13 protein-coding genes are annotated in these 13,333 nt (G+C 64.7%); 6 read left to right on the forward strand and 7 right to left on the reverse strand.

Annotated features, from left to right (window positions below):
* Positions 1-46: 46 nt before the first annotated feature.
* Positions 47-1,063, reverse strand: coding sequence for an SLAC1 anion channel family protein (locus U5A57_RS10925; RefSeq protein WP_321910711.1), 1,017 nt, complete (start codon positions 1,061-1,063; stop codon positions 47-49).
* 134 nt (positions 1,064-1,197) lie between these two features.
* Positions 1,198-2,130, reverse strand: a complete 933-nt coding sequence (locus tag U5A57_RS10930; protein WP_321910714.1) for a LysR family transcriptional regulator — start codon at positions 2,128-2,130, stop codon at positions 1,198-1,200.
* Between the two features lie 148 nt (positions 2,131-2,278).
* Here U5A57_RS10930 and U5A57_RS10935 point away from each other — a divergent pair, with 148 nt between their 5' ends.
* On the forward strand, positions 2,279-3,052 hold the full coding sequence (locus U5A57_RS10935) for a putative hydro-lyase (RefSeq protein ID WP_321910717.1): 774 nt from the start codon (positions 2,279-2,281) through the stop codon (positions 3,050-3,052).
* Positions 3,053-3,100: 48 nt separating this feature from the next.
* A complete protein-coding gene (locus U5A57_RS10940; RefSeq protein ID WP_321910719.1) occupies positions 3,101-4,396 on the forward strand; it encodes an MFS transporter in 1,296 nt (431 codons plus the stop codon).
* A 14-nt stretch (positions 4,397-4,410) separates the two neighbouring features.
* On the opposite strand, the gene U5A57_RS10945 is transcribed toward U5A57_RS10940, so the two are convergent.
* Both U5A57_RS10945 and U5A57_RS10950 read right to left on the reverse strand, forming a co-directional pair.
* Complete coding sequence (locus U5A57_RS10945) at positions 4,411-4,998, reverse strand: flavin reductase family protein (protein ID WP_321910721.1); 588 nt, start codon at positions 4,996-4,998, stop codon at positions 4,411-4,413.
* Between the two features lie 100 nt (positions 4,999-5,098).
* A complete protein-coding gene (locus U5A57_RS10950; protein ID WP_321910723.1) occupies positions 5,099-6,133 on the reverse strand; it encodes a LacI family DNA-binding transcriptional regulator in 1,035 nt (344 codons plus the stop codon).
* A 156-nt stretch (positions 6,134-6,289) separates the two neighbouring features.
* Here U5A57_RS10950 and U5A57_RS10955 point away from each other — a divergent pair, with 156 nt between their 5' ends.
* Positions 6,290-7,327 (forward strand): sugar ABC transporter substrate-binding protein, encoded by a 1,038-nt coding sequence (locus tag U5A57_RS10955; protein WP_415774022.1) that lies wholly within the window; start codon positions 6,290-6,292, stop codon positions 7,325-7,327.
* A 43-nt stretch (positions 7,328-7,370) separates the two neighbouring features.
* Complete coding sequence (locus tag U5A57_RS10960) at positions 7,371-8,369, forward strand: fatty acid desaturase (protein ID WP_321910725.1); 999 nt, start codon at positions 7,371-7,373, stop codon at positions 8,367-8,369.
* Between the two features lie 14 nt (positions 8,370-8,383).
* On the opposite strand, the gene U5A57_RS10965 is transcribed toward U5A57_RS10960, so the two are convergent.
* Entirely contained in the window at positions 8,384-9,334 is a 951-nt protein-coding gene (locus U5A57_RS10965) for a DMT family transporter (RefSeq protein WP_321910726.1), read from the reverse strand.
* A 125-nt stretch (positions 9,335-9,459) separates the two neighbouring features.
* Here U5A57_RS10965 and U5A57_RS10970 point away from each other — a divergent pair, with 125 nt between their 5' ends.
* Together U5A57_RS10970 and U5A57_RS10975 are read left to right on the forward strand one after the other, a co-directional pair.
* Positions 9,460-10,266, forward strand: a complete 807-nt coding sequence (locus U5A57_RS10970; RefSeq protein ID WP_321910727.1) for a helix-turn-helix transcriptional regulator — start codon at positions 9,460-9,462, stop codon at positions 10,264-10,266.
* Between the two features lie 87 nt (positions 10,267-10,353).
* Positions 10,354-10,572: a hypothetical protein gene (locus U5A57_RS10975; RefSeq protein WP_321910728.1), complete on the forward strand. Its 219-nt coding sequence runs from the start codon at positions 10,354-10,356 to the stop codon at positions 10,570-10,572.
* Positions 10,573-10,656: 84 nt separating this feature from the next.
* Here U5A57_RS10975 and U5A57_RS10980 read toward each other — a convergent pair whose 3' ends face one another.
* A complete protein-coding gene (locus U5A57_RS10980; protein WP_321910872.1) occupies positions 10,657-11,850 on the reverse strand; it encodes a porin in 1,194 nt (397 codons plus the stop codon).
* Positions 11,851-11,981: 131 nt separating this feature from the next.
* Positions 11,982-13,328 (reverse strand): cytochrome c, encoded by a 1,347-nt coding sequence (locus U5A57_RS10985; protein WP_321910729.1) that lies wholly within the window; start codon positions 13,326-13,328, stop codon positions 11,982-11,984.
* Positions 13,329-13,333: the final 5 nt, after the last annotated feature.

Consider the following 13,333-nt stretch of genomic DNA (forward strand, 5'->3'; position numbering starts at 1 on the left):
ATTAGACCGATCGTCTATAAAATTCAAGCGCGGTCGTGCTGGCTCGCTAGTGGGCCAGTGCTTCGAGTTCTCCGCGCAGCACGCCCCACAACGTGCGGGCGGCCAACAGGAGCAGCAGCGGCGTGACCGTTGCGAGCAAGAAGATCGCGATGCCATGCGTGACGGGGCCCGGCGCATGGTCGGCGTAGCGTTCGGCGCAACTCACCGAGCCCGCAAGCGGAAAACTCACGGCCCACCACGAGAGCCGGAAAGGGCAGGTTATCGCGATGTAACGCAAGCGGCCCACGAGCACGGTGAGCAGGAACAGCGTGAGCATGTAGAGCGCGTCGGCAAAGCGATCGACTTCGCCCGTCACGGTGACATAGGCCGAGAAGCCCACGGCGAACGGCGCGAGCAGAATGAGGAGCGTCGGCTGCAGATTGTGGGGCATCGGCTCTTCGAACATCAGGCGCGAAAAGATGAGCGTGAAGAGCGGCACAGCGAAAAAGAGGCCTACCGCGAGCGCAAGCAGCAGGACGCCATTCACCCCCGTGATCTGAATGGCCGGCGTGGCGAGTGGAATGTCGATGAGCCCGACGACCGGCACGATCCACGCGGGCGTGGCGTGCGACGGCTGCTGACGCTGACTGAGCCAGCGCGTGATGACGAACCACGCAAATACGATCATGCCGATTGTGCCGACGATCCACACCGCGCGCGCGAATGGCACGCTCAAGTCGGCAAGCGGGATGGGTAGCAGAAGCAGGCTGATGAACACGGTCCCAAAGAGATTGCCGGCAATGGGGTGGTTGAGTTCGGCTTTTACGGCATGGGGGCCGGTGACCCATTTGACGGCGTAGCCAAAGCCGATCAACAAGAACGCCAGCAACGCAAGCACGCCGAAGGCCTGGGCGACCCACAGCGGCATGCCATACACGCGGTGCGCGAGCCGCCATGCGGAAGAGAGCCCGGCGAGCCCCATGACCGAACCGAACAGCGCAACGGGCAGGTAGCCGAGTCGTCCGGTCTGCGTGCTCGCCTGCGGACTGCCAAACGAGGTCGGCGTTTCGATGCTATCGCTCATGCGTGGCTCCTGGCCGTTCGAAAAACGCACCGCAGGATGTTTCTAAATGTTTGTCGTGCGAAGTATGGGTGGCTATTTCGCGCCACACGCGATCATAGCGGCCTGATGCAAATGCAAGCGCCAGGGCGCGCGACTCAAAGCCGCTCGATCAGCCGCTTTTCGCTGTGCGCGCAATAGTCGTGACACGCCGCACGCGCGGCGTTCGCCGCGCCGTGCACGAATAGCGGCGCGTCGGTGCGCCGCGACATCGAGACGACGATCGAAGGCGGCGATGGCTGCAGCGGCAATTCGACCACCTCGCCGCGTGCAATGAGATCGTCGACGAAGAGGCGCGGAATGGCGGCGACACCGAAGCCGTCGCGCACGAGCTGCACGATCACCGAGATCGAGGGCGACCCGGTAATGCGTGTGTCGGAGATGTTCACCCCGTTCGCAAGCGCGAGCTTGCTCACGATGTCTTCGAGTGCGCGATGCGGCGCCGTTCCGCGGCCGAAGGTCAGGATTGGATGCTGTAGCACGCGCCGCGCGAGCGAGCTGCGCGAGGGAGGAAAGAGGCCCGCGCGTGCGATCCAGTGCACGGGGTAGTTGGCGAGCGCGTCGCACACCACCGAGGCCTCGTCGCTGCCCTCCACGCGAATGATGAGGTCGAGCTCGCCCGCCATGAGACGCCGCTGCAACACGACGCTCACATCCACAGCAAGCTCCACTTCGAGTTGCGGATAGTCCTGGCTGAGCCGGCGCATGTAATCGGCGAGCCAGCTATGCACCACCGTTTCGATCACGCCGAGGCGCAGCTTGCCTCGCATGGTGCCTTCGGTGGACGCTGCGGCCTGCAACTGGCGCGTCGCCTCGACCACCGCTTTCGCGTAGCCGAGCAGATGTTCGCCATTGGGTGTGAGGCGGAATTCGCGGCTCTCGCGATCGACGAGCACGGTGTGCAGTTCGTCTTCGAGCGCCTTGAGACGCTGCGAAATGGCGGCGGGCGTGGCGTGCAGCGCCGTGGCCGTGGTGCGAAAGCTGCGCAGCTTCGCGAGCGTGACGAAGGTTTCGAGGAATCGCGTATTCATGGCGCGCGTGGGCGAGAGTAACGATGAAACCTCGGGAAAACCCGCGATTCCGTTAAGAAATTCTATTCGTCCGACTGAAGAAAAACTAGTTGGCGTCAATATTTTGTCTTTTCTATGCTTCGGCCTAATCCAGTCACGCCCCGAAGCCATGACCCCATACGAATTCCGGCTTGCTGTACGCACACGCGACTTTCGCGGCCCCACGGCCGGACATTGCGGCGAGTACGCGCAGGCCAATCTTGCGATCCTGCCCGAGCCGTACGCGCACGACTTTCTGCGCTTTTGTCATGCGAATCCGAAGGCGTGTCCGTTGCTTGGCGTGGGCGCGCCCGGCGATTTCCGTGTGCCGGTGCTCGGCCGCGATATCGATATCCGCACCGACGTGCCGGCGTACAACGTGTATCGCCATGGCGAACTGAGCGAACGCGTGGATTCGCTCGAAGCGTTCTGGCAGGACGATTTCGTCGTGTTCGCCATTGGCTGCTCGTTCTCGTTCGAGCACATGCTCGCGCTCGAAGGCATTCCTTTGCGTCACGTGGAAGAGGGGTGCAATGTGCCGATGTACCGCACGCGCCGCGCAAACCAGCGCGCGGGTGTGTTCGGCGGCGATCTCGTTGTCTCGATGCGTCCCATGCGCGGCGCCGACGCCATACGCGCGGTGCAGATCACGAGCCGCTTTCCAGGCGTGCACGGCGCGCCGGTGCATATCGGCGATGCGGCGGAACTGGGCATTGCGGACCTCGCGCGGCCCGAGTTCGGCGACGCGGTCACGATCCGCGCGGGCGAACTGCCGGTGTACTGGGCCTGCGGCGTGACGCCGCAAACGGCGTTGATGGACGCGAAGCTGCCGCTCGCGATTGCGCACGCGCCGGGCCACATGCTCATGACCGACATCACCAACGCATCGCTAGCGGTGTTCTGAGCCAGCCGCGCCCGTATTCATCAGCACGTCTATCAAAAGGAGCAACAGATGGACAGCAAGACACTCGCGTCGCCTGCCGCTGACTCGGCGCTATCTTCGGCGCAGGAGCGTTCCTGGTACGCGCACGCTTCGCCGCAGGCGCGACAGGCGTTCTGGAGCTGCAAGGTCGGCTACATGCTCGACGGCATGGATACGCAAATGCTCTCGTTCGTGATTCCCACGCTGGTCGCGAGTTGGGGCATCAGCCTTGGCAATGCGGGCTTCATCGGCACGCTCACGCTGCTTTCGTCGGCGCTTGGCGGCTGGCTCGCGGGCATCCTCTCCGACCGCATTGGCCGCGTGCGCACGCTGCAGCTCACGGTGCTATGGTTCGCGGTCTTCACGGGCCTGTGCGGCCTCGCGCAGAACTACGGGCAGTTGCTGGCCGCGCGTGCGTTGATGGGCTTCGGTTTTGGCGGCGAATGGACCGCGGGCGCCGTGCTGATCGGCGAGGTGATCCGCGCGAAGGATCGCGGCAAGGCCGTGGGCCTCGTGCAAGCGGGCTGGGCGCTCGGCTGGGGGCTCGCCGCGCTGCTCTATGCGGTCCTGTTCTCGGTTTTGCCGGCCGAACTGGCGTGGCGCTCGCTATTCCTCGTGGGTCTCGTTCCGGCGCTGCTCGTGCTCGTGATTCGCCGGTATGTGAAGGAACCCGAAGTATTCCGGAGCGCCAAGGCGGCACAGGCCGAAGCGGGCGACGCGCCGCGCTTCACGGAAATCTTCGCACCGAAGCTGCGCTGGACCACCTTGCGCGCGGCGCTGCTCGCAACGGGGGCGCAAGGCGGCTATTACGCCATCACCACCTGGCTGCCCACGTTTCTCAAGACCGAGCGCCATCTCACGGTGATGGGCACGGGCGGCTATCTCGCGATGATCATCGCAGGGTCATACGTGGGGTATCTCTCGAGCGCCTGGCTCACCGACCGGATCGGCCGCAAGCCGAACTTCATCCTGTTTGCGGCGGGCTCGATGGTCATTGCTTTCGCCTACACCTCGTTGCCGCTCACGAATGCCTCGATGCTGTGGCTCGGCTTTCCACTCGGCTTCTTCGCGTCGGGCATTTTCTCGGGCATGGGCGCGTTTCTCACCGAACTCTTTCCCACGCGCGTGCGGGGCTCGGGGCAGGGCTTCTGTTACAACGTGGGCCGTGCAATTGGCGCGCTGTTTCCGTTTCTGATCGGCGCCCTCGCCAAGCAGTTCGGTCTTGGGCCGAGCATCGGCATCTTCGCGATCGCGGCCTATGGCGTGCTGATCGTGGCCGCGCTCACGCTGCCTGAAACACGTGGGCGCGAGCTCGAATCGGCTTGACGACGCTTGCGCGCTTACGCGAGTTCGCGCGCCTTGATCGTGTCGCTCGCGCGCACGAAATTGCCGGCGCCCAGATGGTGGATCGTGTGCAGGTCCGCGTTGCTGCTGTCGAGTTCCCAGTGGCCATTGCGGAAGGCGCGCGGATCGGCTGCGGCTGAAACCACTTCGGCGAAGCACGTGTCGTAGGCGTCTTCCGTGTGCCGCTCGGGAATCAGGCGGCATTCCATCCACGCGGAGCAGCCCGTTTCGAGCAAAGGCAAGCCGAGCTTCGGGCCGGTAATGGCGGCGATCTTGAAGCGCTCGAACTTGTCGGTCTCGCGGCCGCTCACACTGCCCACGGCATAGGTCAGGTCGATGGCGGCGGCGCCCGGAATGATTACGCCGAACGTGCCGCTCGCATGGATCAGTTCGCGCGTGAACGTGCGCTTGTCGATCACAATGGCGATGCGCGGCGGCGTGAATTCCACGGGCATCGACCACGCGGCGGCCATGACGTTGTGGCGCTTGCCGTCGCTGCTGGTGACGAGCACCGTGGGGCCGTGGTTGATGAGGCGGCTCGCGTGTTCGAGCGCTACCGGCGTGAAAGTGGAGTGGTTTTCCATCGGCGTTGGATTCGCTGTGAGTCGGAACCCGAGCGACTTTACCTCAGAAAGCCGAAGCTTGCGGCGCGAGGCCGTCACCGCTTTGCGCTTGAATCGCGCATTACGCCGTTGCTGGCGGTAAATTCGCCTGCAGATAAATCGACATCGGCGTTTGGAGCGGCAAGCTCGCGGCGGCGCCGCGGTTGTAGTGGGCGAGAATCACCTCGACGGCGCGTACGGCCTCGACGAACGGGCTTTGATCGAGCACCGCGTCCATCACGCCTTCGGCGAGCAGCGCACGGCTGATAGTCGTGAGTTCGTGGCCGATCAGGGTCGTTGCGTGCTCGCGCTTGAGCGCCTTGAGCGCACGCGCAATGCCTTCGTCGCCAACCGAAAGATTGTAGATGCCGCGTAATGCCGGGTATTTCTTGAAGGCGTCGCGCGTGAGGCGTTCGGTCGAGGCGGCGTCTTCGCGGCTTTCTACCGTGGTGACAACTTCGCAAGCCGGGAAGCGGCTGCGCAGCACCGAGCGGAAGGCGCCGTCGCGTTCCTCGTGCCCCAGGTAGGTGCGCAGGCCCGCGATCACCAGGACCTGGCCGCCCGTCTCGCCGAGAAAGCGGCCCATCAATTCGCCCGCCGTGCGCCCCGCGCAGCGGTTGTCGATGCCCACATAAGCGAGGCGGCCCGTGTCGGGCAGATCGCTCGCAAGGGTGACGAGCGGCATCTTGCGCGCCACGCGCGTGAGCGCATCCACGACCACGGGATGCTCATAAGCGACGACGATCATGGCGTCGGCCTTCTGCGCGGCGCGCTCGATTACGCGCGCGAGCGACTTCGGTTCGAGGTCGTCGAAAAACGTGAGCTGACACATCACGCGGTAGGTTTCGAACGACTTCTGCGCAAGCTCGAAGCCGTGCCGCAAGGCGACGTAGTAGGGCGAATCGGGCTTCTGGGTGACGATGGCAACGCGCAGCCAGCGCACGGACACTTCGTCCAGCGCGCGATCCATCTTGAGCTTGCGCGCCCATTCGAGCACGCGCGCTTCCTTGTCGCGCGCCACGCCGCCGCGCCCGTTCAACACGCGCTCGACCGTGGAATAGCTCACGCCCGAGGCCTTCGCGACGTCTTCCATCGTGGGTTTGCGTCTCGTGTTCATGCGCGCTTTCCGTGCTTTCCAGTAGACGAGTGATTCTGAGGAATTCTCCTCAAGAATCCGTTTGAGAGCGGAAATTCATTCAACTACATTTTAACCATCCAAACGGGCTGTCCGCGCGGACATCGACACGACACAAACTGGAGACACCCCATGAACATGACGAGATTTCGCGTGGGCCGCATGTGCGCGGCCGCGCTCGCGGCAATGGCGCTCTGTAGCGGATTCGCGGCGAATGCGGCGCATGCCGACGAGCGCTTCGTGATGGTGAGTCACGGCTCGGATTCGAACGTGTGGTGGAACACCGTGAAAAACGGCATGCGCGACGCGAGTGAAGACTTCGGCGTGCCGGTCGATTACCGCAATCCGCCCACGGGCGACACCGGCGACATGGTCCGCATTCTCGAACAGGCCTCGGCGCGCAACTACGCGGGCGTCATCACCACGGTGCCGAATCAGGAGATGATCCAGAAAGGCCTCGCGGGTGTGAAGGCGAAGCATATTCCGGTCATCACGATCAACGGCGGCCCGGAAGCGGGCATGAAGCTCGGTGCGATCCTGCACATCGGCCAGCCCGAATACGAAGCGGGCAAAGCCGCGGGCGAGCGCGCGAAAGCTGCCGGCATTCACGACTTTCTGTGTGTGAATCACGGTGCGGACATCCAGGCGCTGTGGGACCGCTGCAAGGGTTTTGCCGACGCCATCGGCGCCGACTACAAGAAGTCCACGATGGATAGCGGCGAAGACCCGACTGTCATCGAAAGCAAGGTGGCCGCGTATCTGCGCTCGCATCCCAACACCCAGGCGATTCTCGCGCTCGGCCCCGATCAGGCGATGGGCGTGCTGCGCGGCGTGACCGACGCGGGCAAGGCCGGCAAGCTCTATGTCGCGACGTTCGATCTTTCGCCGGATATCCTCAAGGCCGTTCAGGCAGGGCAGATCCAGTTCGCAATCGATCAGCAGCCCTATCTTCAGGGTTATCTCTCGGTGGCGGCCATGGCGATTGCGGTGCGCGACAAGACCACTGACCCGGCCCATATCGTCGCCGCGCTCAAGGACGACAAGAAGGTGGCGGCGCGTCTCGCGAAGTACGACCTCAAGCCGGTTTATACCGGTTCGACGGTGAGTTCCGGTCCGAGCTTCGTCACGCGAGACAACCTCGCGCCCGTGCAGAAGTACGCGGGTTCGTACCGGTGAAAGCAGGCATGAAAGAGACAACCTCTCGCGCGGAGCACGGCAAATGAACATCGACATGAATGCGTGGTACCGGGTGGAAATCGACCGCAAGCGTCTCAAGGCATTTTCCACGCGCACCAACGCGCGGGGGCTGATTCAGGTGGGCGGCTTCCTCGCGCTCGTCGTGGCGACCGGCGCGCTCGCGTGGTATTCGCTCGGCACGGCCTGGGCGATTCCCGCCTTCTTCCTGTACGGCACGGTGTTCGCGTTCAGCGAGGCCGCCGCGCACGAGCTGGGGCACGGGACCGCGTTCAAGACGCGCTGGATGAACGAGACCGCCTACTGGATCATTTGCTTCATGTCGTGGCGCGAACAGGTGTACAGCCGCTGGCTGCATGCGCGGCACCACACCTTCACGCATCTGACCGCCGAACCTTATCAGGACCCCGAACTGGCGTTCAAGCGGCCGCTCAGTTACGTGAAGCTCGTGACGGATTTCTTGCGCATTTCGCATGGCATCCAGTTTCTCGGCGCGATCGTGCTGCACAGCTTCGGCATCGTGACGAAGGGCGCGAAAGACGTGGTGCCGCCAGCCGAGTACCGCAAGATGTGCGCGAATTCACGCGTGCTGCTCGCGTGCTACGTGGCCGTGTTCGCGTGGGCGCTGCTCGCGCATAGCGGGCTGCCAGTCCTGTTCCTGTTCGTTTCGCGTGCCTATGGCACCTGGCTGCATGAGCTGTGCGCGCTCACGCAGCACACGGGGCTCAAGGAGAATGTGCTCGATCACCGCGTGTCGAGCCGCACGGTGCTGCTCAATCCCGTGGTGCGCCTTCTCTACTGGAACATGAACTATCACATCGAGCATCACATGTTTCCGAGCGTGCCGTTTCACGCGCTGCCCGGTTTTCATGCTGCGGTAGCTTCGCAAATGCCGAAGCCCTACGCGGGACTGTGGCCAGCGTGGCGCGAGATTCTTGGGATCTTCGCGCGCCAGCAGCGCGATCCGGAGTATGTGGTCGTGCGCGAACTGCCGATGGGCAAGCGCGGCGACGCGGTGGCGTAGCGTACGACTTCCGCTCAGGAAGCCTGCGCGCCGCGCGCGTTGGCGGCGCGGCGGCCGAATGCCTGGCGGACCCAGCTTTGCGCGTTCACCACCAGCAGACCCACCAGCACGAGCGCCGAGCCAAAGAGGAACGCGGGCTCCACGCGCTCGTGCAGCAGCACGACGCCGAACGCCACGCCGAACAGCGGCGTCATGAACGAGAGAATGCCGAGGCGCGCGGCCAGATAGCGGCGCAGCAGCCAGAACCACACGAGATAGCTGACGAACGAGACGAGCAGCGTCTGGAACGCGAGGGAGGCCAAGGCGAGCGGCGTGCCCCGAAAATGCGCCTGGCCGGTCAGAAACGCGAACGGCATCAGCACGACGAAAGCGCCCGCCAGTTGATAGAAGAGCGTTTGCGTGGCGGGGGCCTCGCTCAGGCGGCTCGTGCGCACGACAACGGTGGTGAGCCCCCACGCCGCGCCCGCGCACAGGCCCATGAAGTCGCCGAGCAGCCACAACGGCGAGCCCGGTGTGCCGTCGCCCAGCAGCGCGGGCCCGAGGAACGTGATGGCGATGCCCGCGAAGGCGATCGCAATGCCGACCCATTGCAGCCGCGCGAGGCGTTCGTCTGGCAGGCGCACATGCAGGCCGATGGCGGCGAACATCGGCGCGGTATAGAGAAACACGGCCATGTGCGAGGCATTGGTCCAGCGCAGGCCCATCGCCACGAACACGAATTCGATCGCGAACAGGCCACCCGTGACGAGCCCGGCGCCGCGCGCGACGCCCGGCAGCCAGCGCTCGCGCGAAACGAGCCGGTTGAAGAGCCAGACGAGCGCCGCCGCCACGCCCGAGCGCAGCCCGATCTGCAGCATGGGCGGGATGTCCCCGGCCACCGCCTTGATCGCGGCCTGCTGCAGACCCCATGCGAGGCATAGCGCCACCATGATGGCCACGGCCGTTGCGTCGACTTGCTTTCTCATTGCGGACTCGCTGACTTGAAGGATTCGGCTGAAGTTTGTTGGCAGTGGGCGTAGTATTGATGCGTCGGGATGCGCGCATATAGCGCAAAACTGACAATCGATAGCCTCAGACCGCCATGCCCAACATGCCTAAAGTGCCTGACCGTGCGCGCCCGGCGCGCCATCTGCGCCTGCCGCCCTTTACCGATGTGCTGCCCACGCCCGTATTCTTCCGCATGGAGCACATGCCTTCGCACGCCACTTATCCGCAGATGTGCCACCCGTGGGGCGAGTTCGTCTACGCGTTCAGCGGCACGACCGAGGTGAAGGCGGGCGACGAGCACTACATCACGCCGCCGCATCTCGGGCTCTGGATCGCGCCGGGCACGGAACACGTGGGCTTCAACGAGCAGGAGACGGTGCATTGCTCGGTGTACATCAGCCGCGACCTGTGCTCGCGCATGCCGGCAACGAGTTGCGCGGTCATGGTGTCGCCGCTCGTGCGCGCGATTCTCGAGCATCTGCGCGTGACGCCGGTGGAAGAAGAGGGGGAAGCGCCGCGCGCGCGTCTGTTGCGCGTGCTCGTGGATCAGCTGTCGACCTGCGCGACCACGGGCAGCTTCGTGCCGCATACCGACGACGCCGATCTCAACGCGATCCTCCAGGTGCTGCGCCAGAATCCTGCCGACAATCGCTCGCTCGCTGAACTGGCCGATGCATTTCACATGAGCGAGCGCACGCTCATGCGCCGCGCGCAAAACGAGCTGGGCATGTCGTTGACGGAGTGGCGCCAGCGCATCCGGCTCGTGAACGCGCTGCCCATGCTGCACGCGGGGCGCAGCGTCGAGGCCGTGGCGCTGGATTTGGGGTACGCCACGTCGTCGGCTTTCATTGCAATGTTCCGACGATTGACGGGCACGAGTCCCGGGCAGTTCGTGGCGCGTACGCGTTAAGCATAGGGGCGCGCGCAACCATTACCAGACCTCACGAAACCCCACAAAACCCTAAAGATTCCCCGCGCGTGCGCCGTTAGAGCATGCATGAAAACCCTACTCACCCAGACCGACGCACGCTTCATCCTGTCGATCGCCCTCGAACTGGCCGAAAGCCAGGCCGCCGCGGCCGGGGTTCAGTTCGAATCGGCGGCAGGATCGGCAATTTGCGACGATGTGATCGCCGCCACGCTTTCGCAGTTCGCGCCTACTGTGACGATCGACGAGTTCTACGGCCTGCTGGACCGGCCCGAGGTGCTGCACTGAACGGCAGCGACGCTGAAAAAAAGCGGGCGCTCACGCCGTGAGCGCCCGCAGCTTCGTTGCATCGGCAACGAAGTCGAAGTTTGCTTAGAACTTCTGACGCAAGCCCACGCTCACGATGGCTTGCGACTGCGTGGCCGACGAGTGACCGTTGCCCTTGTCGGACACCGAAGCCGTCGCCGCGACCGGATTGCCGGCGGCGTCGAGCGTCATGCCCGATGCATGCTGGTAGCCCGCGAGCAGATACACCGTCGAGCGCGTCGAAAGATCGTAAGTCGCGCCTACCGAAACGTTGTGGTACTGCGCGTCCTCATCCACGCCTTCCACGGCGCTGCCACGGGTGTAGCTGTAGCCCGCGAACAAATGGGTGCGCGGCTGCACGTTCCACTGCGTGAAAATACCCGCGATATTGAAGATCGCGTTGCCCGAGAACAGCGAATTCGCGCCCGAGCGGTACTGCACGTTGCTGTAGTTCACGCCGACCACGGCCGGGCCGAAGTCCCACGTCGCGCCTGCCGCCACGACCTGCTGCGATTGCGCGCTCGCATAGCCTTCGTTGATTGACGAGTTGAAAGTGCCGTCGTACGTGCCCTGCCACTTGCCGTAGGTGGGATCGTCGAGGCCGGTCTTGCTGTTGTCCGAGCGCTCATAGCCCACGCCTATGCGCAGCGGTCCGTTCGCATATCCCGCGCCCACGCTCCACGTGTTCTTGCGCTTCATGCTGCCAGGCTGGCCGCCAAATCCGTACAGCGCGCCGAACGTGAAGCCCGCATAATTCGCGCTCGTGTACTTGATCGAGTTGTCCACGCGCGTGGTCTGGTCGAGGTCGTCGATGTCGCCCGGATGCGCGCCGAATCCGCCGATGAAGTTCACGGGCGCGACCGGCCCGACGAAGTCGTCGAGCGAGGTGTACTGGCGGCCCATGGTGAGCGAGCCGTAGCGCTGGTCCGCGAGCCCCACGAAGGCCTGGCGGCCGAACAGGCGCCCGCTTTGGCCCGAGGTGCCGTTCGTGATGTCGAAGCCGTCTTCGAGCAGGAAGATGGCCGCGAGCCCGTTGCCCAGATCCTCCTTGCCCTTGATGCCCCAGCGGCTGCCCGAGAGATTGCCGGTGGAGAGCGCCACGTTCGAATGGCCCGTGTACGCGCCCGTGGTGCCCGTACGCTCGTTGCTGCGATACGTGATGCCGGCGTCGGCAATGCCATAGAGCGTGACCGAACCTTGCGCCAGCGCGACGCCGGCCAGCGAGAACAGAACTGGTGCGGCGAGCAGGTGTTTTCTCATCATTTGTTGTTTCAACGTCTATAGATCGCCTCGTGAGCGATTTTCTGGTTATGCGCGCACGCGCTCGCGGCCTCGTAGACGAGACCGCAAGCGCGAAACGCGGGGGAGGAAAAGGGGCGGCGCTAAGTGCGTTAGCGCTTGAGCGTTGCGCCGGGCGGTGATTCCGGCGTGCTCACGGTGACGGTCTTGCGGACCTTCGCGACGTCTTCGGCGCTCACTGGCGCGCCGGCGTTGCCCCAGCTCGTGCGCACGAAGGTGGACACGTCGGCCACTTCCTGGTCGGACAGACGCCAGCCGAACGGCGGCATCGTGAACGACGAGGGCGCGGATTTCGTGCCTTCGAGCGCGCTGCCTGCGAGCAGCACGTGAATCAGCGAAGTGGGGTCCTTACCCTGCACGACCGGGTTGCCGCCGAGTGCCGGGAACACGCGCGTGTAGCCGCGTCCGTCGCTGCGGTGGCAGGCCATGCAGTTGTCGCGATAGACCGCCGCGCCGCGTGCGCTCGCATCGCCGTTTTGCAGCTTGTTCGCGGCGGCGGGATCGTAGGCGTACGACGTCTCCTTCGGGTCGCTCGTGGGCAGCGTCTTCAGGTAGCGCGCGATGGCGAGCAGGTCCGCGTCGTTCACGTGCTGCATGCTGTGCTGAACCACGTCGGTCATGCCGCCGAACGCGGCGGTATGCAGATTGCGCCCGGACTTGAGGAACTGCACGATGTCGTCCTCGCTCCAGCTGCCTAAGCCCGTGCGCGGGTTGCCGCGCAGGCTCGAAGGCACCCAGCCGTCGATCGGGCCGCCGCCTGCGAGGAAGTCGTCGCCTTCAAGATCGGTGAGCGCGAGTTCCTGCATCGTGCTTGCGCGCGGCGTGTGGCACGCGCCGCAGTGGCCGAGGCCCTGCACGAGATGCGCGCCGCGCGCGACGATCGCATCGTTGTAGTGCGCGCCGTCGAACGCCTGCACCTTCGGTGCGAACAGCATGCGCCAGGCGCCGAGCGGCCAGCGCATCGAGAGCGGCCAGGGAATGTCCACGGCGCGGTTCTGCACGTGTACGGGCCCGACGCCACGCATGAAGTACGCGTACAGCGCTTTCATGTCGTCATCGCTCAGGCGTGCGTACGAGGGGTAGGGCATCGCGGGGTAAAGCGTCTCGCCGTTCGGCCGCACGCCTTCGCGCACGGCTTTGGCGAAGTCGTCGTAGCGCCACTTGCCGATGCCGGTGTTCGCGTCGGGCGTGATGTTGGTCGAGTAGATCGCCCCGATGGGCGTGTCGAACTTCAGGCCGCCCGCGAACGGCTTGCCGCCCTGTGCGGTGTGGCAGGCAATGCAGTCGCCGGCGCGCGCGAGGTATTCGCCATGCGCGACGAGCGCGGCGTTGGGCAGTTCGGCCGCGTGCGCCGCGAATGATGTGAACGCCGCGACAGCCGCACCCGATACCGTTGCGCGTGCAACGTTCGCCCACGCGGAGAAAAGATTCTTCTTCATGCGGC

The sequence above is a fragment of the Paraburkholderia sp. J11-2 genome (assembly GCF_905220185.1).
Classification (GTDB): domain Bacteria; phylum Pseudomonadota; class Gammaproteobacteria; order Burkholderiales; family Burkholderiaceae; genus Paraburkholderia.

Excerpts from the sequence above, each read along its gene's own strand:
- U5A57_RS10965 (WP_321910726.1), bottom strand. The coding sequence starts at position 9,334 with ATGAGAAAGCAAGTCGACGCAACGGCCGTGGCCATCATGGTGGCGCTA.
- U5A57_RS10955 (WP_415774022.1), top strand. The coding sequence starts at position 6,290 with ATGACGAGATTTCGCGTGGGCCGCATGTGCGCGGCCGCGCTCGCGGCA.
- U5A57_RS10975 (WP_321910728.1), top strand. The coding sequence starts at position 10,354 with ATGAAAACCCTACTCACCCAGACCGACGCACGCTTCATCCTGTCGATC.
- U5A57_RS10930 (WP_321910714.1), bottom strand. The coding sequence starts at position 2,130 with ATGAATACGCGATTCCTCGAAACCTTCGTCACGCTCGCGAAGCTGCGC.
- U5A57_RS10940 (WP_321910719.1), top strand. The coding sequence starts at position 3,101 with ATGGACAGCAAGACACTCGCGTCGCCTGCCGCTGACTCGGCGCTATCT.
- U5A57_RS10950 (WP_321910723.1), bottom strand. The coding sequence starts at position 6,133 with ATGAACACGAGACGCAAACCCACGATGGAAGACGTCGCGAAGGCCTCG.
- U5A57_RS10945 (WP_321910721.1), bottom strand. The coding sequence starts at position 4,998 with ATGGAAAACCACTCCACTTTCACGCCGGTAGCGCTCGAACACGCGAGC.
- U5A57_RS10935 (WP_321910717.1), top strand. The coding sequence starts at position 2,279 with ATGACCCCATACGAATTCCGGCTTGCTGTACGCACACGCGACTTTCGC.
- U5A57_RS10980 (WP_321910872.1), bottom strand. The coding sequence starts at position 11,850 with ATGAGAAAACACCTGCTCGCCGCACCAGTTCTGTTCTCGCTGGCCGGC.
- U5A57_RS10925 (WP_321910711.1), bottom strand. The coding sequence starts at position 1,063 with ATGAGCGATAGCATCGAAACGCCGACCTCGTTTGGCAGTCCGCAGGCG.
- U5A57_RS10970 (WP_321910727.1), top strand. The coding sequence starts at position 9,460 with ATGCCTAAAGTGCCTGACCGTGCGCGCCCGGCGCGCCATCTGCGCCTG.
- U5A57_RS10960 (WP_321910725.1), top strand. The coding sequence starts at position 7,371 with ATGAACATCGACATGAATGCGTGGTACCGGGTGGAAATCGACCGCAAG.
- U5A57_RS10985 (WP_321910729.1), bottom strand. The coding sequence starts at position 13,328 with ATGAAGAAGAATCTTTTCTCCGCGTGGGCGAACGTTGCACGCGCAACG.